This window comes from Myxococcus virescens, from assembly GCF_900101905.1.
Taxonomy (GTDB): Bacteria; Myxococcota; Myxococcia; order Myxococcales; family Myxococcaceae; genus Myxococcus; species Myxococcus virescens.
On sequence record NZ_FNAJ01000006.1, the window covers coordinates 197,353 to 220,421 of the forward strand.

At 68.4% G+C, this 23,069-nt stretch carries 21 protein-coding genes; 6 read left to right on the forward strand and 15 right to left on the reverse strand.

Going from position 1 to position 23,069, the window contains the following annotated elements; genetic code table 11:
- Positions 1-70 precede the first annotated feature (70 nt).
- A complete protein-coding gene (locus BLU09_RS19400; protein ID WP_090491037.1) occupies positions 71-1,123 on the reverse strand; it encodes an SGNH/GDSL hydrolase family protein in 1,053 nt (350 codons plus the stop codon).
- A gap of 221 nt (positions 1,124-1,344) precedes the next feature.
- Between BLU09_RS19400 and BLU09_RS19405 the strand changes: the two genes are divergently transcribed.
- Positions 1,345-2,646 (forward strand): chloride channel protein, encoded by a 1,302-nt coding sequence (locus tag BLU09_RS19405; RefSeq protein WP_090491038.1) that lies wholly within the window; start codon positions 1,345-1,347, stop codon positions 2,644-2,646.
- A gap of 3 nt (positions 2,647-2,649) precedes the next feature.
- Here the strand turns inward: BLU09_RS19405 and BLU09_RS19410 are convergent, their stop codons facing one another.
- The 5 genes from BLU09_RS19410 to BLU09_RS19430 form a co-directional block, all read right to left on the reverse strand.
- The gene (locus tag BLU09_RS19410; protein WP_090491039.1) at positions 2,650-4,500 is read right to left on the reverse strand and encodes a putative metal-binding motif-containing protein; all 1,851 of its coding nucleotides are present in this window, start codon (positions 4,498-4,500) and stop codon (positions 2,650-2,652) included.
- The gene (locus BLU09_RS19415; RefSeq protein WP_244171857.1) at positions 4,497-5,291 is read right to left on the reverse strand and encodes a hypothetical protein; all 795 of its coding nucleotides are present in this window, start codon (positions 5,289-5,291) and stop codon (positions 4,497-4,499) included. The genes BLU09_RS19410 and BLU09_RS19415 overlap by 4 nt, the downstream gene beginning before the upstream one ends.
- 127 nt (positions 5,292-5,418) lie before the next feature.
- Complete coding sequence (locus BLU09_RS19420; RefSeq protein ID WP_244171858.1) at positions 5,419-7,452, reverse strand: putative metal-binding motif-containing protein; 2,034 nt, start codon at positions 7,450-7,452, stop codon at positions 5,419-5,421.
- Between the two features lie 132 nt (positions 7,453-7,584).
- Positions 7,585-8,907 carry a CapA family protein gene (locus BLU09_RS19425; RefSeq protein ID WP_090491042.1) on the reverse strand — a complete coding sequence of 441 codons (1,323 nt, stop codon included), beginning with the start codon at positions 8,905-8,907 and terminating at the stop codon, positions 7,585-7,587.
- Between the two features lie 68 nt (positions 8,908-8,975).
- Positions 8,976-9,197: a hypothetical protein gene (locus tag BLU09_RS19430; protein WP_090491043.1), complete on the reverse strand. Its 222-nt coding sequence runs from the start codon at positions 9,195-9,197 to the stop codon at positions 8,976-8,978.
- Positions 9,198-9,398: 201 nt separating this feature from the next.
- On the opposite strand from BLU09_RS19430, the gene BLU09_RS19435 reads away from it, so the two are divergent.
- Both BLU09_RS19435 and BLU09_RS19440 read left to right on the forward strand, forming a co-directional pair.
- Entirely contained in the window at positions 9,399-10,715 is a 1,317-nt protein-coding gene (locus BLU09_RS19435; RefSeq protein WP_090491044.1) for a ferredoxin reductase family protein, read from the forward strand.
- 18 nt (positions 10,716-10,733) lie between these two features.
- A complete protein-coding gene (locus tag BLU09_RS19440; RefSeq protein WP_090491045.1) occupies positions 10,734-11,300 on the forward strand; it encodes a c-type cytochrome in 567 nt (188 codons plus the stop codon).
- A gap of 86 nt (positions 11,301-11,386) precedes the next feature.
- On the opposite strand, the gene BLU09_RS19445 is transcribed toward BLU09_RS19440, so the two are convergent.
- The 6 genes from BLU09_RS19445 to BLU09_RS19470 all read right to left on the reverse strand — a co-directional run bounded on the left by BLU09_RS19445 (position 11,387) and on the right by BLU09_RS19470 (position 17,259).
- Complete coding sequence (locus BLU09_RS19445) at positions 11,387-11,896, reverse strand: MXAN_0125 family MYXO-CTERM protein (protein ID WP_306440759.1); 510 nt, start codon at positions 11,894-11,896, stop codon at positions 11,387-11,389.
- A 110-nt stretch (positions 11,897-12,006) separates the two neighbouring features.
- Positions 12,007-12,642 (reverse strand): uracil phosphoribosyltransferase, encoded by a 636-nt coding sequence (gene upp / locus BLU09_RS19450; RefSeq protein ID WP_090491047.1) that lies wholly within the window; start codon positions 12,640-12,642, stop codon positions 12,007-12,009.
- Positions 12,643-12,654: 12 nt separating this feature from the next.
- A complete protein-coding gene (locus tag BLU09_RS19455; RefSeq protein ID WP_090491048.1) occupies positions 12,655-13,866 on the reverse strand; it encodes a DUF1688 family protein in 1,212 nt (403 codons plus the stop codon).
- The gene (locus BLU09_RS19460; RefSeq protein ID WP_090491049.1) at positions 13,859-15,112 is read right to left on the reverse strand and encodes a GTP cyclohydrolase II; all 1,254 of its coding nucleotides are present in this window, start codon (positions 15,110-15,112) and stop codon (positions 13,859-13,861) included. Before BLU09_RS19460 ends, BLU09_RS19455 begins: the two co-directional genes overlap by 8 nt.
- A 73-nt stretch (positions 15,113-15,185) precedes the next feature.
- Entirely contained in the window at positions 15,186-16,712 is a 1,527-nt protein-coding gene (locus BLU09_RS19465; protein ID WP_090491050.1) for a CoA-acylating methylmalonate-semialdehyde dehydrogenase, read from the reverse strand.
- 136 nt (positions 16,713-16,848) lie between these two features.
- Positions 16,849-17,259 (reverse strand): hypothetical protein, encoded by a 411-nt coding sequence (locus BLU09_RS19470; RefSeq protein ID WP_090491051.1) that lies wholly within the window; start codon positions 17,257-17,259, stop codon positions 16,849-16,851.
- Positions 17,260-17,325: 66 nt separating this feature from the next.
- Here BLU09_RS19470 and sitA6 point away from each other — a divergent pair, with 66 nt between their 5' ends.
- A complete protein-coding gene (gene sitA6 / locus BLU09_RS19475; RefSeq protein ID WP_090491052.1) occupies positions 17,326-18,003 on the forward strand; it encodes a SitA6 family polymorphic toxin lipoprotein in 678 nt (225 codons plus the stop codon).
- 16 nt (positions 18,004-18,019) lie between these two features.
- Positions 18,020-18,745 carry a SitI6 family double-CXXCG motif immunity protein gene (gene sitI6 / locus BLU09_RS19480; RefSeq protein ID WP_090491053.1) on the forward strand — a complete coding sequence of 242 codons (726 nt, stop codon included), beginning with the start codon at positions 18,020-18,022 and terminating at the stop codon, positions 18,743-18,745.
- A 79-nt stretch (positions 18,746-18,824) separates the two neighbouring features.
- On the opposite strand, the gene BLU09_RS39435 is transcribed toward sitI6, so the two are convergent.
- Positions 18,825-19,166, reverse strand: coding sequence for a hypothetical protein (locus BLU09_RS39435; protein WP_244171859.1), 342 nt, complete (start codon positions 19,164-19,166; stop codon positions 18,825-18,827).
- Positions 19,167-19,436: 270 nt separating this feature from the next.
- Between BLU09_RS39435 and BLU09_RS19485 the strand changes: the two genes are divergently transcribed.
- Positions 19,437-21,101, forward strand: coding sequence for a type VI secretion system contractile sheath domain-containing protein (locus BLU09_RS19485; RefSeq protein ID WP_244171860.1), 1,665 nt, complete (start codon positions 19,437-19,439; stop codon positions 21,099-21,101).
- 2 nt (positions 21,102-21,103) lie between these two features.
- On the opposite strand, the gene BLU09_RS19490 is transcribed toward BLU09_RS19485, so the two are convergent.
- On the reverse strand, positions 21,104-21,634 hold the full coding sequence (locus tag BLU09_RS19490) for a GNAT family N-acetyltransferase (RefSeq protein WP_090491055.1): 531 nt from the start codon (positions 21,632-21,634) through the stop codon (positions 21,104-21,106).
- A gap of 92 nt (positions 21,635-21,726) precedes the next feature.
- Positions 21,727-22,971, reverse strand: a complete 1,245-nt coding sequence (locus BLU09_RS19495; protein ID WP_244171861.1) for an outer membrane protein assembly factor BamB family protein — start codon at positions 22,969-22,971, stop codon at positions 21,727-21,729.
- Positions 22,972-23,069 lie beyond the last annotated feature (98 nt).

Here is a 23,069-nt window from a genome sequence, read left to right on the forward strand (position 1 = left end):
CCGGTTCCCGAAGGCAACCAGAGGCCCAGGCACCGCGCCCACACCCGAGGCGTGAGCGCGGTCGCAGCGACTACGGCCTGGCGGGGTTGAACTTCGCGCTCTCCCAGCCCATGCGGTCGTGGCCAGTCTTGTTCCAGGTCGAGGTGTCGGTGGGCAGCGCGCCGGTGCCGCCCGAGCTGGAAATGGTGCCACCGGTGTAGGTCGGGTGGGTGTCGTCAGACTGGAGGTAGTCGTAGCTGGTGCTCGCGTTGACGAAGTGCGTGTTGGAGTCGCGCAGCGTGGAGCGCAGCGTGACGGAGATGCGCTGGACGTACGCCGCCTCGGACTCGCCCTCGATGTAGCGGATGGCCTCGGAGTCCACCTTGCCATCACCGTTGGAGTCGTAATCCGCGGCCATGTACTCCGCGAACGAGTCCGCGCACTTGAAGCCGTGGCGAGCCGCCAGGCTGCACGCACGCCAGTTGCTCCTCGCCAGCAGCGGCAGGAACTTCTCCCGCTTGTTCACCACCTGGCCCGTGGCGGAGTCCCGGCACTGGGTGTTCACGTTGTCCGCGTTGAAGCCCGGGTAGTAGATGTTGGAGATGATCTTGGTCGCGGCGGCGGGCGCGTACTGGTTGATGGTCTGCATCGCCCGCTCCATGTACGTGGTGCAGGTCGCCAGCGCGGCCTCCAGGCCGGAGTAGTTACAGGTGCCCGTCTGCCCAGAGAAGGCGCTGCGCGCCTGGAGGTAGTCGTTGCCACACATCTCGAACATGACGACGCGGGTGTTGGCCGCCTGCATGTACGAGCGCTCAGAGACAATCTTGTTGTTGTAGATGTCGTCCGCCTTCGCGCCGGACTTGGTGCGGCGGATGACCTCCACGTCCGCGTTCCACTTCCGCGCCAGGTCCTCGCCCTGCACCACCGGCGCCGCGCGGCGGGCCACGTTCCAGAAGAAGACGGAACCGTTGTAGCCGGCGTAGATGGAGTCGCCGTAGGCCACCACGCGGTACTTCGTCGACGTCGACGGCTGGTCGATGGTCCACGACGTGTTCTGGTTGAGGGTGCTCGCCATCGCGCTACCACCGACCGTGAAGGCCGCGCACATGGCGACGACGGACATCCCGCTGTGACGGAAAGACATGCCCCGCTCCTTTGGATTCCCACTGGGGGGTTGTTGGGGGAGCGCGGAGGCTACATGGCGTCGATTCGCAAATCACCCTGAAACAAGAATAACGCACCAAGTCAGAATAGCTGGTGTTGTTATGACCTCACCCGTGTTTGACGCGATGTCGTAAGAATGACGCGACGCAAACCTTTGACGCGGTGTTTCATCATGTTTCACCCAGGTCCGGAGTGTCTCACGTGAATCTTTCCCGTGGCACGAGAGCGCTGATGCAGTGGCTGCTCCTGGGTGGGCTGGTGGGCGTCGTCTGCGGCGTGGCGTCCGCGGTCTTCTTGTACCTGTTGGACGAAGCGACGCACTTCCGGGAAGGACGCCCGTGGCTGGTGTACGCGCTGCCGGTGGCGGGGCTGGTGCTGGGGGCGGTGTACGGGAAGTGGGGTGGGCCCATTCGCGGGGGCAACAACCTGGTGCTGGACACGGTGCACGCGAGTGACGCGCAGGTGCCGGTGCGCATGGCGCCCATGGTGCTGGTGGGGACGGTGCTGACGCACCTGTTCGGCGGCAGCGCGGGCCGCGAGGGCACAGCGGTGCAGATGGGCGGCAGTCTGGCGGACCTGGTGGCGCGGCGCTTCCGGGTGGGCCCGGACACGCGCCGCGAGTTGCTGGCCGCGGGCATCGCGGGTGGGTTCGGTTCGGTGTTCGGCACGCCGGTGGCGGGGGCGGTGTTCGGGCTGGAGGTCGTGGTGGTGGGGCGCATGGGCTACGAGGCCCTGCTGCCCGCGCTGGTGGCATCCGTGGTGGGAGACCTGGTGACGCGGGGGCTGGGCATCCACCACACGCCGTATCCGGCGCCGGGGGCGCTGCCGCTGACGGTGGTGGTGTTGGCGAAGTGGCTGGTGTTCGCGGTGGCGGTGGCCGTGGTGGCGACGATGTTCGTGGAGTTGATGCACCGGCTGAAGAAGCTGCTGGAGCAGCGCGTGCAGGTGTTGCCGCTGCGAATGGCGCTGGGCGGTCTGGCGGTGCTGCTGCTGTGGCTGCTGGCCGGTACGGATGACTACCTGGGCCTGGGGGTACCGGGCATCCAGCGGGCCTTCGAGGACCCAGCGCTGCCCGTGTCGGCATTCGCGTGGAAGCTTGCCTTCACGGTGGTGACACTGGCCGCGGGATTCCTCGGCGGCGAGGTGACGCCGCTGTTCTTCATCGGCGCGTCGCTGGGCAACGTCCTGGCGCGGCTGTTGGGTCTGCCGTTGGATTTGGGCGCGGCGGTGGGCATGGCGGCCCTGTTCGCGGCCGCGGCGAACACGCCGCTGGCGCTGTCCATCATGGCTGTGGAGCTGTTGGGGGCGAATGTGTTGCCCCACGTGGCGATTGTGGCCACGGTGGCGTACCTGCTCACGGGGCACCGGGGCATCTATCCGTCACAGCGGATTGCGCGGATGAAACACGGAGGGCCGCTGCTGGAGAAAATCGTGGCCCTGCGGGAGCTGACCCGCGAGGACCGCGCCCCGCCCTCAGGGCCTGAGGGACGGGGCGGAGGCTGAGGGCTACGGCTCCGGGAAGTGGTAGACGTGTCCGTCGTCGCCGACGATCCAGAAGTTGCTTGAGGAAGTCATGGCGATGTCGCGGAGCGGCGCGTTTGGTGCGCTTGGGGTGAAGGCTGGGGCCTTGGCCCATCCGTATGGGGTCAGCCGCTGTAGTCGTCCCCTGTTGCCGTCATTGCCCATGACATAGGCCGTTTCGGTTCCCGGCGGCACGGCAACACTGACGTAATTGACCGCGGGCCCCGAGGGAGGAAGCACCCGCTCCCAGTCCCTCGACTGACCGCTGCCTTTCACCACCAAGCCGCCGTCACCCACCGCGTAGATGAGCGTCGCGTCCGCAGCCCATACCGCTCGCAAGCCGCCGTTGTATCCCGCGGTCCCCTGGAGGTTCTGCACTGAAGGAGTGCCCCAGATGATGCTGCGGGTATAGAGACCCACCATCGGCGTCAGCGGTGACGACTCCCCTGTCGAGCCCACTGCATACAGCGCATCCTGACCGAATGCATGGAGCCCCCAGTACCGGCCGGGCGAGTCGTGGCGAGTAGTTTGGGCCGTCCACTCATACAAGTGGCCCAAGCTGGTGACGACAAATACCTGAGCTGGACTTCCGATTCCGACAACGCTTGAGAAGTAGTCACTGGTGCCAGGGAGACTCACTTGATTGGTGAAGCAGGAGCCCCCGTTGTGCTCGCCCATCCAACCGTCTTCACCGACCACAATCACATAGCTGTTATTGGGATTGACCCACGCCGCGTGCCAGTCCAGCGTGTTTCCGGCCGGCCCACACCGAGTCGTCGTATCCCCGCTGTGACTCACGAACGCTGAAGTCGCGTCCATCTTCACCGCCAGCCTGCCACCCAATCCCGCCACCCACACCGGGTAACCACTCGGGTGCACGGCCACCGTCCTCCAATTGCCCCCTGCAAGCACGGGGTCCACCACCCTCTTCAGCGAGCCGCAGGACATCTCCTCATCCACCTGCCCGTCGCAGTCGTTGTCCAGCCCGTCGCAGACCTCCGTGCCCTGGGTGTTCGTGTCGCGGTCAGCATCATCACAGTCCAGCGTGTTCGCCGCCATCATCGAAGGCAGCGGCGCGCCAGGACACAGCTCGCCCACCGGCGCGCTGTCCTTCTCGCCCTCTCCGTCGCTGTCCGCGTCCGCGTAGAGCGGCGTCGGAGGCGTGCCGACGCAGACAGTCCCCGTCTGCGCGTCGTTGCAGGCATACGTCCCGTTGCAGAACTCCGTGCACGCCGTCCCCAACGCCCCCGGCCCCTCCGTGAACAGCTCGTCGGCGCGCCCGTCGCAGTTGTCATCCACGCCGTTGCACGCCTCCACAGCGTTTGGATGGATGTCGGCCCGCGCGTCGTTACAATCCCCCGTCACCTCGACATGAAGTTCACTCGGCGGGTCACAGGCCTCCGTGCCGGGCCCATTGAGTCCAAAGCCATCGCGGTCCTTGTCCAGGTACCAGACCTTGTTGACGACCCCCGTTTCAATCTGGCCGTCGCAGTTGTCATCCAGGCCGTTACAAAGTTCCGGCGCGCCAGGATAAGCCTCCGCGCGCGCGTCATCGCAGTCTCCCAGGGTTGTGGAATAGCCAGCCGGAACGGCGCCACAGAACACGCGCGAAGGCGCATCCACCGCTGCGAAGCCGTCCCCATCCGCATCCGCATATGCCACCGTCGGCGTGGTTGAGCCACAGGGACTCTCCTGACAGGCACCAAAAACACATACCTGTCCCGCTCCACAGGCATGCTGCGCATCACATGCCAGGGGACGTTCCCCTTGGAGTTCCTCCAGACTCGGGACGGAGCACGCGGTGAACAGCAGCAAGGCCATGCTCCAGCGCATCATCGTGCTCCCCCTTGCTGCGTGACAGCCTCGTCCCGCTCTCCCAACAGGAGCCAGGTCACCAGGGCGCCCGCCGCCGCAACCCCGGCCGTACCAAAGAGGACGTTGGCCGTTCTCGCGCTGCGCTGCGCACGGCCGTGACGCTCCACGAGCTGCTCGTGGAACCTTGCCTCCCGAGCGTCCGAAATATGTCCTCGAGAAGAAACGCCGAAGACGGTTCCCGTACCGGTTGCCGCAATACCAGCGCCCAGCAGCACCAGACTGGCAAGCGGCACCTGCCGCCCCCCGATGCGCCGCCAGGAAGCGCTCGGCGTAGCTGTCGTGCCTTGGACTTCCATTGGGCTCGAAGCCGTAGCCTGTTGGTCAGGTGTCAGCGCGGCAGGCAGCCCTGAAGAAGCGTCCGCAATCGACTCCGTTTCCACCTCGGACTGCTCGACGCGCGTCCCATCACGCGTGGGCGAGTCTTTTCGCCTACGCGCCAGCTCAGCCTTCGCAAGCGCACGCTGGGCCTCGAACTCCCGTGAGACCTTGGGGGAAACGCGCAAGGGAAGGCGAGCATCTGGCTCCAGCAGGAGGGCTGAGCGGAACTCGTCACGCGCCGCCTGCCACCGCCCGAGGTCCGCGCTGATGATGCCGCGGTGCAACGCAAACGTCACTCGATCGCGCGAGCCTCGGAGGCTCCCTCGGGCACGCTCCAGTTGCTCGAGGGCACGCTCGTATTCGAGTTCATCATAGAGGCGCACGGCCTCCGCGACGTGACGCTCAAAATCGCCATCTGCTCTGGCCGCATGCACGGGGATGACAATCCATATGCATGCGGCGAGGGACAGGCACCGCCCCCAAGTCATTGCACCAAGCATGCCTGGACATTAGGCTAGACAGACTGCTTGGGCAAAACCCTGCCAACTCCAACCCATCAACCTATGGCTGAGCGGAGGGAGCTGGCTCCGGGAAGTGGTAGACGTTTCCATCATCGCCGACGATCCAGAAGTTGCTTGAGGAGGTCATCGCGATGTCGCGGAGCTGCACGCTTGGCTCGCCCGTAGCGAAGGATGGAGCCTTGGCCCAACCGTAAGGGGTCAACCGCTGCAACCTTCCTACGCTATCTTCGTTTCCAATGATGTAGGCATTCTTTGTCCCGGGCGGAGCAGCCACACTGACGTAGTTGATCGCAGCCCCTGAAGGAGAGAGTACCCGCTCCCAGTCCCTCGACTGGCCGCCGCCTTTCACCACCAGGCCTCCGTCACCCACCGCATAGATGAGCGTCGAGTCCGCAGCCCATACCGCTCGCAAGCCGCCGTTGTAGCCTGTGGTCCCCTGGAGGTTGTGCGCAGCCGGAGTGCCCCAGGTAGTGTTGCGGATATAGAGATTCACCACCGGCGTCAGCGGTGACGACTCTCCTGTCGAGCCCACCGCATACAGCGCATCATTGCCGAGTGCATGGAGCCCCCAGTACCGGCCGGATGAGTCGTGGCGCTGGGCAGCGCCTGTCCACTCATACAAGTGGCCCAAGGTGGAGACCATGAATACTTGAGCTGGATTTCCTACTCCAACGACACTGGAGAAGTAATCGCTGTTGCCTTGAAGGTTGCTCTGGATTGGGGAACAGGAACCGCCGTTGTGCTCGCCAATCCAACCGTCTTCACCGACCACGACAAGATAACTGTTATTGGGATTGAGCCACGCCGCGTGCCAATCCAGCGTGTTTCCGGCCGGCCCGCACCGAGTCGTCGTATCCCCGCTGTGACTCACGAACGCTGAAGTCGCGTCCATCTTCACCGCAAGCCTGCCATCCAATCCCGCCACCCACACCGGGTAACCATCCGGGTGCACGGCCACCGTCCTCCAATTGCCCCCTGCCAGCACGGGGTCTTCCACCTTCTTCAGCACGCCGCAGGACATCTCCTCATCCACCTGCCCGTCGCAGTCGTTGTCCAGCCCGTCGCAGACCTCCGTCGCCTGGGTGTTCGTGTCGGGGTCAGCGTCGTCACAGTCCCGCGTGTTGTCCGCCATCATCGGAGGCACAGGCGCGCCAGGGCACAGCTCTCCCACCGGCGCGCTATCCTTCTCGCCCTCTCCGTCGCTGTCCGCGTCCGCGTAGAGCGGAGTCGAAGGCGTGCCGACGCAGACCGTCCCCGTCTGCGTGTCGTTGCATGCATACATCCCGTTGCAGGCTTCCGTGCAAGCCGTCCCCAGTGCACCAGGCCCCTCCGTGAACAACTCGTCGACTCGACTGTCGCAGTTGTCGTCCACGCTGTTGCACTTTTCCTCGGCGGTCGGATGAACGTCGGCCCGCTCGTCGTCACAATCCCCCGTCACCTCGACATGAAGTTCACTCGGCGGGTCACAGGCATCCGTCCCGGGTCCATTGCGTCCGAAGCTGTCGCGGTCGTTGTCCAGGTACCAGGTCTTGTTAACGACACCCGTTTCCATCTGGCCGTCGCAGTTGTCATCCAGGCCGTTACAGAGCTCCGCCGCGCCAAGGTAAGCCGTCTCCCGCGAGTCATCGCAGTCCGTCCCCCGGTTCATCGGACCACCCGGTGGGACGAAGCCGTCACCGTCCTCGTCAGCGGTGTGCAAGTCCTCGAGCAACCACTCCTGCCGGCCCGCGGAGGCGAAGCTGAAGGTCCGCTTCCGCTCATCCACCAACTGCGCCTCCGCGCACCCCTTCTCGAAAACCTTGACGGTGATTTCGACGTCCCGCGACCAGTCCGCCTTCCGGAAGACGGCGACGTTCAACACCGGGTCGTTGGAGTCGAACTGGGACTCCTTGAACTCCGCGCGCTCCGTCTCACCGGTGCCACCATGGGCCTCCACCGTGATGCAACCCTTACTGAATTGCGGGTGGTGGCCAATCTTGACGTGAACCGCGGCCTGCTTCGTGTCCGGCTCTTTCGAGTCCTTCTTGCAGGCCAGCAACAACAGAGGCAGGAGGAGGATGGCGGATTGACGCATAGGGTGCACTCTACCCCAACCCCAGGCGTGACTTGCTCAGAAGCCGACTCACCCCAAAGTCCGCCCAATTGAAAGACCATGGACATCTCACAGCAAGGATGAACTTCGGCACACCCACGTGTGCCTTTGCCATCACGGCTGTGAGGCCAACCGCCCTGGAGGCACAGTCTCCGTCCCACGCCGACGCAACTCAGGGGACGCCACCGCGAACCCTTCCGGCAACATCCGGAGAATGCGCTCGCGCCGGTGCTTGGAGCCTTCCAGCCGCCGCTCCAGCAAGGCCTTCTGCGCGCGAGTCTCCTTGTCCAGAGGCGCGGGGCGCGCCGCCAGCAACGCCAGCCGCGCCGTCACCTCCTCCACCTCCCGGTCGATGAGCACTGGCTGGATGTTCCGCGACTCATTTCGCGCCCGCCCCACCGCGTTGTTCTCAATCCACACCGGCAGCACCGCCACTTCCTCCAGAGCCACCGACACACCGGGCATGGGCCGCACCAGCGACAGCCGCAGCAACATCGAGTCCCGCCGGTCGCCCCCCGACTGCTTCGCCCCCACCTCGTGCCGGTAGAAGCGGTCCTGGTTCGCCACCAGGTTGCCCAGCGAGTACGCGATGAGCCCCTTGCGCCCGTCCACCGTCTGGTACGACTCCAGCGGCTGGAGCACATGCGGATGGTGCCCGATGACCGCCCTCGCCCCCGCGTCCAGCAGCGCGCGGCCCAGCTCGCGGTCCTCGGGCCGTGGCTCTCCTTTGTACTCCGTCCCCCAGTGCGCCAGCACGATGAGCGCGTCACACCGCGCCGCCGCGGCGCGCACGGCTTCCATGACCTGTTCGGGCTGAATCCCCCGGTGCGCTTCGTGCCCCGCATAGGGCACCAGCGCGACGTGCGGCGCCTGCGCATCCTTCGGATTGCTGAAGCCATTCAGCATGCGCGTGAAGGACAGGAACCCCACCTTCACGCCGCGCACGTCCACGAAGGCTGGCTCCCACGCGGCGTCCTTCGTCGCGCCCGTGCCCGTATGACGGATGCCCGCCGCATCCAGGTGCCGCAGCGTCTCCAACATGCCCGCGGGGTGCTGGTCCCTCGCGTGGTTGTTCGCGGTGGAGACCACCTTCACCCCGGCCGAGGCCAGCGCATGCACCATGGCCGACGGCGCGTTGAACAAGAGCTCCCGCGCGACCGCCTTCTTGTTGTCGGTAACGGGCGTCTCCAGATTCACGACGCCCACGTCCGCCGTGCGCAGCACGTCCGCGATGGGCCCGAAGACGTGGTCCCAGCCCTCATGGTTGAGCGAGGGCGCCTGGCCTCCTTCCGGCGGCGGCGCCCCGGTGCGGGCGTGCAGCCTCGCGACCTCCTTCACCTCGCCATGGGGAATCACATCCCCACCGAACACCAGCTCCACGCGCGTGGGGGCGGAGGCACAAAGCAGGGGCAACAGCAGCAGGACGGAGGCGGACACGCCTCCACCCTAATCCAGACACCCGGCATCCCTGGAAGGGCCCCCCGGGTGCCGGCGGACCGCGGCGCCTACGGCTTGCCCTTGTCGCTGCTCGCGTCACCCTCGCGCGGGTAGCCACGCTCCTCGCGGGAGTTGCCCTCGCGGCCCCAGCGGTGGGCCTCGTTCGTCACCTCGCGGTCCTCCGCGTCCCGTCGCTCCGTCTCCGGGTCGCGCATCGACTCACGGAGGCGCGAGTCCGGCTGCGGGGACTCGGACGAGTCACGTGTCTTCGGCGTGCGCTTCTCCGCCATCGTCGTTCTCCTCTCCTGGCATGCGTCCCTCCGAACGATGTGCACGCCCTCGCGGTGGGGCCAGGGGGCCCCGGGCCCCGCACACCTGGCCGCAGGGACGGACGGCGCGGGTCATTCCGTGAACAGTGCGAGCGATACTTGCCTGCTTCCACGTTCTCCGCGATCGCATCCCGGGCTACGGGGCCTGATGGGAGTTTCCGCATGAACCGCGTGGTGTCTGGCTTCTTCTGGATCAGTCTCTACCTGCTGGTCGTGCTGGTGCCCGTCTTCCTGATGCTCATCCCCCCAGCCCCGTCCGGGCGGTCCTTCTGGCTCGAGCTGTCCGTGGCGCTGGGCTTCGTGGGACTGACGCAGATCGCCGTTCAGTTCGTGCTCATCGCGCGCTTCAAGCGAATCACCGCGCCCTACGGCATCGACATCATCCTCCAGTATCACCGGCAGATCGCCATGGTCGCCGTGTGCCTGGTGCTGGCCCATCCGCTCATCATCGTCATCGACAACCCGTCTCGCCTGAAGCTGCTCAACCCGCTGGGCGGAAACTGGGCCAGCCGCTGCGCGCTGCTGAGCGTGCTGGCGCTCGTCACCCTGGTGGTGTCATCGCAGTTCCGCGAGCGGCTCAAAATCAACTACGAGCGCTGGCGCCTCCTGCACCTGCTGCTGGGCGTGGCCGCCATCGTCTTCGCCCAGCTTCATGTCTCCATGGCGGGCCTGTACACCAACACGCCGTGGAAGCACGCCATCTGGGTGGTGACGAGCGTCGCCATGGTCGCGCTCGTCGTCTACCTGCGCGTCCTGCGTCCCGCGTGGCAACGAAACTACCACTGGCGCGTCGCCGAGGTCCGCACGGAGCGCGGCGGCACGCATTCCCTGGTGCTGGAGCCCGTGGGCAACCACGGCATGCGCTTCGCCCCCGGTCAGTTCGCCTGGCTCAAGCTGGAGGGCTCCCCCTTCACGCTGGAAGAGCACCCCTTCAGCTTCTCCTCCAGCGCCGAGCGCTCGGACCGGCTGGAGTTCGGCATCAAGTCACTGGGGGACTTCAGCGGACGCATGGGCGGCGTGCCCCCGGGCACCCGCGCGTTCCTCGACGGTCCTCACGGCGCGTTCAGCATCGACCGCTATCCGGCCGTCGGCTACGTGTTCATCGCGGGCGGCGTGGGTATCACCCCCATCCTCTCCTTCCTGCGCACCATGGCGGACCGGAAGGACCCCAGGCCCGTCACGCTCTTCTACGCCGACACGGCTTGGGAGAGCGTGGCCTTCCGCGAGGCCCTGACCGAACTGGAGGAGAAGGTGAACCTTCATTGCGTCTACGTCCTCAAGGAGCCCGCGGATGACTGGAAGGGAGAGCGCGGCGTCCTCACCGGCGAGGTGCTGGACCGGCACCTGCCGAAGGAGAAGCTCGCGCGGTTCTTCTTCATCTGCGGCCCGCCGCCCATGATGGCGGCGGTGCACGAAGCCCTGCGGGAGCGCGACGTCCCCGAGGCGCACATCCACCTCGAGAAGTTCAACCTCGCCTAGGCTGGAGCCTCTGCCACCATGCGACACCTCGTGGCGAACATCGCCACCTACACCATCGCCGCGCTGCTCATCCTCGGCTCCGCGCTGTTCGCCTGGATGCGCTCCTCTCAGCTCGTCCTCTCCGACGAGTACGCGACGCTGGCCCGATACGAACCCACCCCGGAGCACGACTTCGAATGGCGCGAAGTGGGCGAGCACGCCTACGCGAGCAACTGCCGCAACTGCCACGGCCGTGAAGGCCTGGGCTGGGACCAGTACCCCGGCCTCACGGACACCGCGCGCCTCTTCGCCGCGCCGGGGGGACGCGAATACCTGGTGGAGCTGCACCTCCACGGACTGACGAGCCCCCGTTGGGGCGCCCCCATGCCTTCCATGGGCCACATGCAGGACGTGGAGCTGGCGGCGGTGCTGAACCACGTGCTCACCCACTTCGGCAACACGCCCCCCACCGGCGCGCGCCTGTACGTCCCGGCGGACATCGCCGCGCTGCGCGGGCCCAAGCGCTCACCGTGGGAGGTGAATGCGCTCAGGCCCGGCGGGGATGCACGGGCCGCTGAGCAAGGCGCGCCTCGGCGACAAGAATAGGACGGCGAGCGGCCCCGCCTTCAGCGCGGCCGTGCCCGACACGCCGCCCGATCTTCACGACGGACAGCGCCGCTCAGAGCCTGCGCTCAAGCTCCACGGCGCCGGCGAGCCACCGCGCCCACCAGCAGCGCCACCCCCGCCACGCCCAGCGCACCCGGCGCCGCTGCACAGCCATCGGAATCGCGGACGTCCTTGCACGTCACCTCCGCGCTGATGGCGAGCCGCTGGTCCACGCCGTCCACCTGCACCGTATAGGACTGCTCGACGAAGCGCTCGCTCTCGGACTCCTCCCTGCCGAAGATGAAGCCCGCCTCGTCCCCTGGCGCGAGCGCCTGGGTACACACACTGTCCGAACAGCTCGACAACGGCCAGTCGACCAGCGTCACCGTCTGCGCACAGGCGTTGCGCACGCTGCTCAGTCCGCATCTGACGGACGCGCGGAAGATGAGGCACGGCACCTCGGAGACGACGCTCTGGTTCGACGTGGAGCACGGGCACGGCTCCGACTCCGCCCGGGCGATTCCCGACAGTCCCAGCACACTGGCGCAGCCCAGCCAAACCATCATGCGCCGGGCGCGAACAAGCATTCCTTGCATCACTGCACCCCAACCGATTGCGCCGGCCCCGTCCGCGGCGCGCATCCTGTCCCGGACACGGCCGCGCGCCAAGTCACCGTTGCCGGGTGAGGGGTATCTCCTCCACCGCGCTACTTGGTCCCGAAGAGCCGGTCGCCCGCGTCGCCCAGGCCCGGGAGGATGTAGCCGTGCTCGTCCAGCCGCTCGTCGACGGCCGCGGTGTAGACGTGGACGTCCGGGTGGTGCTCGCGCAGGTTCGCCAGGCCCTCCGGGCACGCCAGCAGACAGACGAAGCGCAATGAGCCGGGCTTGCTCTTCTTCAGCCGCTGGAGCGCGGCCACCGCCGAGTTCCCCGTGGCGAGCATCGGGTCGCACACCACCACGTCCCGGTCCGCGAGCTGGCCGGGCACGCGGTAGTAGTACTCCACCGGCGACAGCGTCTCCGGGTCCCGGTACAAGCCGATGTGCCCCACGCGCGCGGAGGGCACCAGCTGCAACATCCCGTCGAGGATGCCCTGCCCCGCGCGCATGATGGCCACCAACACCAGCTTCTTGCCATCCAGCACCGGCGCCACCGTGCGCGCCATGGGCGTCTGGATTTCTTCCTCGCGCACCTTGAGGTCTCTCAGCGCCTCATACGCGAGCAGCAGTGAGATTTCCTGGAGCAGCGCCCGGAAGGAGGCGGTGCTCGTCTCCACCCGGCGCATCTGCGTGAGCTTGTGCTTCACCAGCGGGTGGTCCACCACCGTGCAGTTCGGAAACTCCATTGCGTCCTCCCGTCAGAACACCGTGCCGTCACTGTCCACGCGGATGGGCGGCCCACCCCCGGGACGCCGCTCCGCCGCCACGCGCCGGCCCGCGGTCCACGTGCCACCCTGGAGCACCTTCCCCAGCGGCAGCTCCTCCGCGCTCAGGCCCAGCCGGCCACGCACCAGCGCCGCCACCCGGTCCAGCAGCGCCACCGTCAGCGCGCGCCACTCCACGATGGGCTCGTCACCCGGGTGGAAGGACTGCGTGAAGAGGCGCGGCTCCCGGGGAGACAGCACGCCCAGGTCCACCAGCAGGCCACCGTTGCGGTACTCGGGCAGGCCCGTGAGGCCATCCAGCTCCGTCACCACCACACCGGCCTCGGACAGCGGCTCCACCAGGGAATACGTCAGCCACTGCGACAGCTTGTGGAAGGGCACCAGCGCCTCCAGGCTCTCCACCGACCCCAGCGCGGGATGTGGCCACACGTCGCCCAGGTTCACCGCGTCCACCATCACCCGGCCCGGCCAGATGGGACCCAGCACCTCCAACACCAGCCCCAGCAGCTCCGCGGCGCGCACGCTGCGCTGCTGCGCGGTGATGATGTCCAGCAGCGTCCCTGGCCGAGGCAGCACCTTCGCCAGCCCGTGCAGCAGGTGCAGCCGGCCCTCCAGCCCATCCACCGGGTTGGCATCCGTCACCTGCATGCCCTGCGCGAGCGCCTCGCGCGTGAGCCGCCCCAGCGCCTCCGCGTCCACGCGCAGCGGCCGGTCCGGGTCCGACGAGAAGCGCCCCTCCATGAACATGCGGAAGCTGGCCACGGCCAGCCCCTCGGAGCGCGCCCACGTCTTCCCGCCGGCCTCCTGGTAGCGCCACTGCGGGCCACTGCCCGCGTCCAGCAGCACGCTCACCACCACCAGGTCCAGCTTCGCGCGCGCCCGCTCTTGAAGAGAGGCGTCCTTCAGCCGCGCCTCCAGCTCCGCCAACCGCGCCACGCCGCCCACGTCGAAGTGGCGCCAGCGGCTGTGCAGCGGCACGTCCAGCGTGGGGTAGTGCTCGCGCGTCACGTGCAGCACCGTGTCCACGACGATGGGCAGCCGCGACGGCTCGACACGGAAGTGCTCCAGCTTGCCCGCCAGCCCCAGGTCCAACAGCTGGTGGCAGCGCTCGCGGATGGCGGACGGCGTGCGCAGCCACGCCACCGCGGGAGAGAGGTCCGACCTGGCCAATGAGGAATCAGACATCGAGGTCCCGCCCCTTCACCTGCGCCAGCCCCGCCGCGTCCGCCACCGGCCCTTGCGTGAAGTAACCCGCGGCCTTCTTCGCCTCCATCTCCACCTTCGCGTCTGCGGGGATGAGCTCGTCGGGGATGGGGACGCGCTCCAGGATTTCGATGCCCGAGCGCGTAATCGCGTCGTGCTTCATGTCGCTCATCGATACGAAGCGGTGGATGCGGGTGATGCCCAGCCAGTGCAGCACATCCGGCATCAACTCCTGGAAGCGCATGTCCTGCACGCCGGCCACGCACTCGGTGCGCTGGAAGTAGGTGGCCGCGGAGTCACCGCCCTCCTGCCGCTTGCGCGCGTTGTACACGAGGAACTTCGTCACCTCGCCCAGCGCCCGGCCTTCCTTGCGCAGGTAGACGATGAGCCCCGCGCCGCCCGCCTGCGCCGTGCGCACGCACTCCTCGATGCCGTGCGCCAGGTAGGGCCGGCAGGTGCAGATGTCGCTGCCGAACACGTCGGAGCCGTTGCACTCGTCATGCACGCGCGCCGTCAGCGGCACGTCCCGGTCCGCCAGCGTCTCGATGCCGCCGAAGACGTACAGCGTCAGCCCGCCAATGGGCGGCAGGAAGACGTGCAGGTCCGGACGCGTAATCAGCTCCGGGAACATGCCGCCCGTCTGCTCGAAGAGGCCGCGGCGCAGCGCGCTCTCCGTCATGCCGAAGCGCTTCGCGATGCCCGGCAGGTACCACACCGGGTCCACCGCGGCCTTCGTCACCTTGATGTCGCCATTGCCGCGCAGCAGGTCTCCGTCCGGCGTCAGGCGCCCGGCATCGATGGCGTCGCGCACCTCGGGGAAGTTGATGTGCGCCTTGGTGACGGCGATGGTCGGCCGGAAGTCGATGCCCTGCTCCGCGAAGGGCCGGAAGGCCTGCGGCGCGATGGCGCCCCAGGGGTCCAGCGAGACGATGCGCTGCGGGTCGCTCCACGACGGATGCGGCCCCACCTGCGCGGCGGGCGCGGTGTTCTTCAGGTCGGCCCGGTGGTCCTGCGGCAGCATGCCCGCGGCCACGGCGAGCGCGCGGTACACGGCATACGCGCCGGCATGCGTGCCGATGACGTTGCGGTGCCCGGCTTCCGTCAGCGTGGCGACGACAGGGCCGCGGCGCGTCGGCTCGCCGTCTCCCCAGCGGATGGGGACGCTGGGGACGTCGCCATCCGGGTGGGAGGTGAGGCGGATGTGATTGGGATTCTTTTTCTCGGCCATGGGAGCGCCCTCCTTGCGGGCGCGGGAGCAAAGTCGGGGTGCGGGGGCGGTGCTTCGCGTCGTGGGGCGCGCTTCAGCTCATCCACGAGCCGTCGGTCCGGGCCGACCACTTGCGGGTGACCTTCTTCACCTGCGTCCAGAAGTCGAGGCTGGACGGCCCGGTGATGTCCCCGTGCCCGAAGCGCGAATCGCCCGTGCCACCGAAGGAGAACGGCTCACGCGGGACAGGGACGCCCACGTTGACGCCCACCATGCCGGCGCGCACGCCCTCCACCACCGTCTGCGCCACCCCACCGTTCGTGGTGAAGATGGACGCCGCGTTGCCATAAGGCGACGCGTTCTCCACCGCCAGCGCCGCGGACAGCGTGGGCACCCGGACGATGGAGAGCACCGGGCCGAACAGCTCGCGCCGCGCGGCCTCCATCTCCGGACGCACGCCGTCCAGCAGCGTGGGGCCCAGCCAGTTTCCGCCAGACCACGGCTCGCCCTGCGGCTTGTGGCCACGGCCGTCCAGCAGCACCCGCGCGCCCTCGGCCTCCGCGCGGGCAATGGCCGTCTCCAAGCGGTCCAGCGAGCCCCGGTCGATGAGCGCGCCCATGCCGGGGCCCAACTCCAGCTTCGCCGCGCGGCGGACGACTTCCTGGAGAATGGACTCCACGTTGCCCACCGCGAGCAGCACGCTGGCCGCCATGCAGCGCTGGCCCGCGCAGCCGGTGAACGAGTCCACCACCGCCTGCGGCGTCAACTCCGGGTCCGCGTCCGGCACGACGATGAGGTGGTTCTTCGCGCTGCCCAGCGCCAGCACGCGCTTGCCGCGCTTGCAGCCCTCCGCGTACAGGTGGCGCGCCACCGCGGACGAGCCGACGAAGCCCACTGCCTGCACGTCCGGGTGCGCCACCAGCGCGTCCACCGCCTCCTTGCCGCCGTGCACGACGGAGAAGACACCCGCGGGGTAGCCGGCCTCACACATGAGCTCGCCCAGCGCGCACGCGGTCAGCGGCACCTTCTCCGACGGCTTGAGGATGAAGGCGTTTCCCAGCGTGACGGCGATGGGGAACATCCACATCGGCACCATGGCCGGGAAGTTGAACGGAGTGATTCCGGCGACGACGCCCAGCGGCTCGCGGCGGTACTCACAGGAGATGCCGCGGCTGACCTCCAGGTGCGCGCCCGTGTCGAGGTTCTGGAGGGACAGCGCGAAGTCGCAGACCTCCATGCCCTTGAGCAGGCCCGCGCGGGCCTCCGCCACCGTCTTCCCCGCCTCGCTGGCGGCCAGCTGGGCCAGGGCGTCCAGGTCGCGCTCGAGGAACTGGCGGAAGCGGTACAGGTACTGCGTGCGCTCCCGCAGCGGAGTGTCCTTCCAGGACGCCGCCGCCGCCTTCGCGGCCTCCACCGCCTGGGCGACTCCGGAGGCGGGCGTCAGGGGAACCCTGCCAATGACGGTGCCCGTATATGGGCTCCGGACATCGAGGTGCGCCGCACCGGGCGGCACCTGCCAGCTTCCTCCAACGAGGTTACGGCACGAGACGACGCTCCGCGGAAGCTGGATGAAGGACACGCACACCCCCCAGGTGTCTGGCGTGAAGAAATGGCCTGCCATTGTAACCAGGGGAATGGACTGACATGCAACCCCGGGGTCCCCGAGGGTGCCTTCAGACACGCCCAATGGAAGACATCCCGGCGCTCACTCTGTCAGGTAGCAGACCCATCTCTCGGACGGGTGCGAGGGATTGCGTTCAGCGGGCGTCAGGCGCCGCCAGCAGGCCGCGCAGCCGGGCGATGGTGGCCGTGTCATCGGCATCCGGCGGGAGGCCCAGGGCCTGGACTTCGTCGTACAGCGCGAGCGCGTAGTGAATGCGGGAAGTGGCCGTGGAGGTGTCGCCCTGCTCGGCGATCAACTCTCCGTCCTCGGCGACCAGACGCGCGAGCACCTTCACGCGCGTGGGGGAGCCCAGCAGTCGCGCGGTGGACACCGGGTCCGCCATCAGCAGCGCGGCGTACTCCATGCCCAGCGTGGACAGCGCCGTCTCCTGGATGAGGCGCTGGGCGTCCGCGAGCTTCTTCTCCCGACGCGCCTTGATGATGCGGGCCAGCGCGGCGGCGAACTCCTCGATGAGCCGCTCGATGTAATCCTTGCGAAGGGACATGGCGGCCCGAAGGTAACCGCGGAGCGGGGGGCGTGCACGCCTGGGTCTTCCGTCGGCTAGGGTTCCATGACTGTGCGACGCCCCCATGCGCTCTGGCTCCTGCTGGCCGTGTCCCTGATGGGCTGTTCGACCGTTGCGCATGACGAACGCCGGAGAGGACCGGGCAAAGGCCCGGAGGAGTGTCGCCCCCCCGACGACGCTCCATGTGTCGTGGTCCAGTGCACCCCCGACGTGTGCGGGCTCTACTTCTGTGAAGACGTTGCTCCTGAAGTCCAGCAGGTGCGCTTCCCTCCCGCACGCCCTCCAGTTGCCGCCGCGCCAGGCAGCGGCCCCCGCCGGAACTGGGGACGCGATACGAAGCGCTCGAACGGCACGGCGCCCGTCATGGTCTTTCCGAACTGGAATGGGGTTCGTGAGCGCGCCATCCCGCCCTCACACCAACTTCCAGCCGGCCGCTTCGAGAAGCACCACATCTTCCCGCAGGCGGAGCTCCTCGCGCGGTGGTTCGAGCGGCAAGGCGTCAAGATTCACAACTACACCCTTCCAATCCCTCGCGACCTCCATCGGAAGATACACGGCGGCGATGGCAGGGGTGGCGCCTGGAATCAGGCATGGCGCGACTTCATGCTGACCCATCCCCGGGCGACACCTGAGGAAATCTATCGGCACGCAGGGGAACTCATCTTTCGCTTCCAGCTTCTGGGCGGTCCCATCCAGTCGTACTACTCCCAGCCTGGAACATGAGGACTTCGACGCCCCGATGACACGGTTCTTCTGGCTAGGTGAGGATGCGGCGGCCGCGTCGAACCAGGGCGGCTATATTGATGCGTGGCACAAGTGGAGCCTCCCAGGAGTGCACTGCCCCACGTGCAGCGCCACCTGGAGTGACGTCGGGCACGCGTACCCCTGCGTTGACATGTCGCACCTCCCAGAGCGAGCGCTGTTCGAGCGGGCCCGCCCCGAGCCCTTCTCCGAATTCGCCCGCCTCCGAGAGCTGGTGCGCCCTCTGGCACCTCCGCATGCCACCCTGCCCCCTGGGACAGGCTTCGGCCCATTGACAGGCAAGGCCACGGGCCGTTTCGGCCCCGTCGCCTGGGTCGAGCAACTACTGCTGCTGGTCCACCCCGACGTGCTGTCGCGCCTTCAGGCGGAAGGGGTGGAAGGTCTGGTGAGCTGCCGGACAGAGCTGACGTTCCGCCGGAAGACTCCACCCACGTTCCTGGAGCTCCAGATAGAACCGCGTGGCCGCCTGCATCCCGACTGCGTTCCCCCCGAGGTACCACCTCCGTGCGGGACGTGTGGTCGGCATGGATTCACACGCCCGGAAGCGCCCATTCTGGATGCCGCGTCGCTCCCCTCGGGAGTCGACCTGTTCCGTATCGGCAACTTCGCGACCATGGTCATTGGCACCGAACGGTTCATGGAGGCTGCGCAGCGGCAGAAGCTCGACGGCATCACCTTCAAAGAACTACCAGCCCGAAGGTAACCGCGAAGCAGGTGCGTGCACGCGGGCACGCCCCTTGAGCCACCTGGCCCCGCACTTCATCCTGGTGGCCACACGAGGCTCATTCGCGGCATTGACGACGCAGCATCGGAAGAGCTGCTTTTCTGGCGCCCGGAGGACGGGCGGCCCGGGAAGTTGGGACGCCGCGCGACTCCGCCGACACCTGCGCGGCCAGCATCTCCACCGGCACGCCTGTCTTTGCCGCCGCGGACTCGAGCGCCGGAGGCAGGTTGCCTCCCAGGTCGAAGCCAGCCTGCTGCATCCCGATGCGCCCCAGCGACGGCTTCCGGGCCGAGGCCCCCAGGGACCCGACAGCGACGCGGAAGGCCGGGAGACGGAAGGCATCCTGAGCCGGAGAGCGGACGGCGGAAGAGGCGGAGCCGCTGAGAGGAGAGAAGCGCATGGGGAAGTTCCTTCGGGGAGGGGTTGGAGGGCTGCTGTAGGGGCCCCACGCACCAGTAGCAGCAGGTGTGTCAACCGTCGGGAACCCTCGCGCACCCGCCAAGTCCCTGATTTCGCTTGAGTCCCTGGAGCGCCCGCGCGCCGTGAGGCCCTGGCCCCTGGTGACTGCCGTCAGGGCGGTGGTCGCAGTCACCAGGCTCCGTCCGGCAGCCGTGCCGACATGCTGGCGCGCTAACGTAGCGGCCTTCTCGTCGTGGAGGGGATGCGGGACATGAGCCAGAACGGAAGCAGTGCCGAAAGCGCGCGCGTGCGCTGGCTGGTGGTGGGTGCCTTCTCCCCGTCTCCCTCGGGTCGGCGCTTCCCGCTCACGGTGAACACCTTCGGGGATGAGCTCGCGCGCGCCGCCAGTGGGCTCCGCGTCACCGTGGCGGACCGGCTGGGCGCGGGTGACGCACGCACCGTCGAGCTGTCCTTCGACCGGCTGCGCGCCTTCAGCTACGCGGACGTCATCACCCGCGTCCCGGAGCTGCGCGCCCTGCAGCACCTGCATGAATCACTGTCCACGTCCGACCCGCTGCGCACGCTGACGCCCGACGAGGCCGCCACACGCGTGGCCACCGTCACCGGCCCGGGCCGCCTGCCGGACGCGGTGGCCCAGGCCCTGCGCGCGGCCTCCACGCCGCCCGCCCCCACCGCGCCTGCCGCGCCCACCGAATCCGGCGAGGACCTGGTGGAGACGCTCCTCAGCCGCGCCGACGCGAGCACGCCCGCCGCCGCGTCTCGCGCGGTGGATGCCTTCCTGCGCGCCATCAATCCGCGCGCGCCCGCCACGCCCGCGCCCGTCGTCACACCGGAGGCCGCCACCCGGCAGACGGCCCGGGATTTGGTGGAGGAAGCGCTGCTCCTCACGGCGAAGGACCTGCTCGGCGCCGAGCCCGTGGCCCACCTGGAGTCCGCGTGGCGCGGCCTCAAGTGGCTGCTGGACCAGGTGCCCGCGTCCTCGGGCATCTCCGTGGAGGTGCTGGACGTGGCGCGCGCCGGGCTGCTGGACGCCGTGCAGGGCGCGCTGGGCGCCGAGCCCTTCGAACGCCCTGACGCCGTCTTCATCGTGGATGCCACCGACGACGTCGCCCTCCTGGGCAAGCTCGCGGCCATGGGCGAGCGCGCGCAGCTCCCCGTGGTGGCCGCCGTGTCCGCGGCGCTCCTGGGCGTGGCGCAGGCGGAGCTGGCCGTGGCGCTGGAGGAGGAGCGCGAGCACGTCTCCGAGGCCTGGACGGAGCTGCGCCAGGACGAGTCCGCGCGCTGGCTGTGCGCCGTCATCAACCGCGCGGTGGTGGCCAGCGAGGGTCGCGGCGCGGCCCGGCGCGTGAGCTTCACCAGCCCCGCGCTGGCGGTGGCGGCGATGCTGGCGGCCAGCTTCCGGGACACCAGCGCCTTCGCGCGCATCATGGGTCAGCAGGGCGGCCTGAAAGCGCCGGCCATGTGGGAGCTGCCCACCGGCCGCGATACCGGGCTGAGCATTCCCACCGAGCACTTCCTCCCCATCCGGGCGCAGGCGCGGCTGGAGGAGCGCGGCATCCTGGGCCTGGGCAGCGGGCGCAACGCGGACGCGGTGCTGCTGGCCGCCGCGCCCATGGTGTTCGGCGGAGGCTACGCGGTGCCGCTGCCCGCGCAGCTGCTCACCGGGCGCATCGTGCGCTTCGCCACCTGGGTGCGGGACCAGCTGCCCGCGGGCACCGGCGGCGACGACGTGGACGCCATCTTCTCGCAGGCCGCGGAGGTGTTCCTCTTCCGGGGCGCCACGGAGAACGGGCAGCTGCGCGGCCAGTTGGTGGCCACGGACAACGGCCGCGGCGTGCACGTCACCGCCACCGTCCGCCCGGAGCACGCGGGCACGCGCTTCCAGCTCGCCTTCACCCTGCCGCTGCGCGGCTGAAGTCAGTCCTTCTTGAAGCGCAGCACGTAGCCTTCGAGGAACACCGTGGGCAGGTCCAGGTCGCCCACGGGTTCGCGCACGAAGCCGCGCCGCTGGTACATGCGCCCCACGCCCTCCGCGCCCCTGCGGACGTGGAGGCACACGGCGTCCACGCCCCACTCGCGAGCCCGGGCCTCGGCGGCGTCCAGGAGGGGCTGGGCCAGCCCGGTGCCATGGTGGCTCACGGCGGTGGCCAGGCCGCGCAGGTCGGCCGCGTTGGGCAGCCAGGCCTCGGAGCCGGGGGCGCCGGGCTTGAAGAGCGCGACGGTGCCCACCACCTGCCCGTCCACCTCGGCGACCAGCACGGTGGCCACCTTGCGCCGGGACGCGACGTCCCGCAGCTCGCGCTTGCGCTCGTCGCCATAGACGACTTCCGGGAGCTTCTTCGCGTACTGGGTGAGGAAGGCCTCCACCAACAACTCCCCCACCACCGCGTCATCCTCGGGCCGCGCCTCGCGAACGAGGGCCCGCTCTACGACATGCCGGGTGTCCATGGCCCGGAACTCTACGACCGGCCGCGCGCCCGCGCGATTTCACCCCGGCCAGCCCCGCTCATGTCTGCGAGCAGGCCGACACTGCGTCGGCGTCACCACGTGCCCAGGGTGCCAATCAGGTTGCCCGTCTTCGCGTCGAAGACATCCAGCCACACCCAATGAGGGACATAGACGCGCCCGCCGTGCTCCTTGATCTGGGACACCCCCGAGCCGCTCTTGGAGTTGGGGATGGGGACGTCCCACCCCACGCGCCCCGTCAGCAGGTCCCTACGAACGAGCTGCTCCCCGCCCTCCTTCAACGCGTAGACCATGAAGAGCGCGCCCTCGGAGAAGTCGACGACGTCCACCGTGGACTCCTTCACGTTCCTGGGGTCCATGTCCGCGACGTTCTCCGTCCACAGCGCGGCCTTCTCGCCCCGCCGGAACACCGCCACCATGGGCACCCGGCTCCCAGGGCTCCGTTCACCCATCGCGACGTCCAGGTCCTCGAGCTTGTAGACGTGCTCCGCCCGGAATCCCGGAACGGCGGGAAGGTTGCGCGGGCGCTCACAAGGGACGGGACTCTTCCTGAACACCGGAACGAAACAGAGCTGGTGGTTCCATTTGACCGGCGCGCAGGCGGGCGGAGGCTCGATGGCGGGCCGGGCGGTCGCCGTCTTCGTGTTGAACGAGAGGTTCTGCCCATCCACCACCTCGACCCAGACGGACTCGGTGTCGCCCTTCGGGATGCAGAGACTGTTGGGCTTGTCCGAGAGCGCCACCCGCCCGAGCGGCTTGCCCGTCTTCGGCTCGAGGAGGTGCACCGCGCCCGGCTCACTCATCACCACGCGGTCACCCTGGTGAACAACGTGCACCGCGCCGGACAAGTCCGAGGCCGTCCCCTCGAGGTCCGCTTCCCAGAGCAGCTCGAACGACTTCCCATCGAACGCGGCAACCTGGTCGCGCGTCTCCGTCTTTCCGGGAACGGAACTGTGGCGACGGATACGGCCGATGATGTCGTCCGTTCCGTCGCCGTTGAGGTCCACGGCGAGGGGAACACCCTGGGAGTTCCATTGGAACTTCGCCTTCTTCTCCGCCACGGGTGGCGGCGCAGCGACGACAGGAGACGGCCCCGGGACGCTCGTGGGGGTGGGCCCGTCGGTGGACGACGTAGCGGAGTTGAAGCTGTAAAAGGCCACGAGCCCCGCCGTGAAACAGACCGACAGGATGCCTCCCACCAACAGGCCGCCCGTGTTCCCGCCCGCCCCCGTCACGGCCGGCGCCTGGTACTCGGGACGCGGCGCCTTCTCGCCCTGCGTGTCGATGGAGGCATTGCAGTAGCCACAGGTGTAGAGCACCCGGCCTTCCTCGAGGACGATGGGCGCATGACAGCGAGGGCAACGGGGCGATGTTAGACGGGCACGAGCCATGCCCGGTTTCTATCATCTGCCCCTGC

Excerpts from the sequence above, each read along its gene's own strand:
- sitA6 (WP_090491052.1), top strand. The coding sequence starts at position 17,326 with ATGACTGTGCGACGCCCCCATGCGCTCTGGCTCCTGCTGGCCGTGTCC.
- BLU09_RS19440 (WP_090491045.1), top strand. The coding sequence starts at position 10,734 with ATGCGACACCTCGTGGCGAACATCGCCACCTACACCATCGCCGCGCTG.
- BLU09_RS19490 (WP_090491055.1), bottom strand. The coding sequence starts at position 21,634 with ATGGACACCCGGCATGTCGTAGAGCGGGCCCTCGTTCGCGAGGCGCGG.
- BLU09_RS19430 (WP_090491043.1), bottom strand. The coding sequence starts at position 9,197 with ATGGCGGAGAAGCGCACGCCGAAGACACGTGACTCGTCCGAGTCCCCG.
- sitI6 (WP_090491053.1), top strand. The coding sequence starts at position 18,020 with ATGACACGGTTCTTCTGGCTAGGTGAGGATGCGGCGGCCGCGTCGAAC.
- BLU09_RS19465 (WP_090491050.1), bottom strand. The coding sequence starts at position 16,712 with ATGGCAGGCCATTTCTTCACGCCAGACACCTGGGGGGTGTGCGTGTCC.
- BLU09_RS19455 (WP_090491048.1), bottom strand. The coding sequence starts at position 13,866 with ATGTCTGATTCCTCATTGGCCAGGTCGGACCTCTCTCCCGCGGTGGCG.
- BLU09_RS19445 (WP_306440759.1), bottom strand. The coding sequence starts at position 11,896 with ATGCAAGGAATGCTTGTTCGCGCCCGGCGCATGATGGTTTGGCTGGGC.
- BLU09_RS19400 (WP_090491037.1), bottom strand. The coding sequence starts at position 1,123 with ATGTCTTTCCGTCACAGCGGGATGTCCGTCGTCGCCATGTGCGCGGCC.
- BLU09_RS19435 (WP_090491044.1), top strand. The coding sequence starts at position 9,399 with ATGAACCGCGTGGTGTCTGGCTTCTTCTGGATCAGTCTCTACCTGCTG.
- upp (WP_090491047.1), bottom strand. The coding sequence starts at position 12,642 with ATGGAGTTTCCGAACTGCACGGTGGTGGACCACCCGCTGGTGAAGCAC.
- BLU09_RS19485 (WP_244171860.1), top strand. The coding sequence starts at position 19,437 with ATGAGCCAGAACGGAAGCAGTGCCGAAAGCGCGCGCGTGCGCTGGCTG.
- BLU09_RS19470 (WP_090491051.1), bottom strand. The coding sequence starts at position 17,259 with ATGTCCCTTCGCAAGGATTACATCGAGCGGCTCATCGAGGAGTTCGCC.
- BLU09_RS19460 (WP_090491049.1), bottom strand. The coding sequence starts at position 15,112 with ATGGCCGAGAAAAAGAATCCCAATCACATCCGCCTCACCTCCCACCCG.
- BLU09_RS19420 (WP_244171858.1), bottom strand. The coding sequence starts at position 7,452 with ATGCGTCAATCCGCCATCCTCCTCCTGCCTCTGTTGTTGCTGGCCTGC.
- BLU09_RS19410 (WP_090491039.1), bottom strand. The coding sequence starts at position 4,500 with ATGATGCGCTGGAGCATGGCCTTGCTGCTGTTCACCGCGTGCTCCGTC.
- BLU09_RS39435 (WP_244171859.1), bottom strand. The coding sequence starts at position 19,166 with ATGCGCTTCTCTCCTCTCAGCGGCTCCGCCTCTTCCGCCGTCCGCTCT.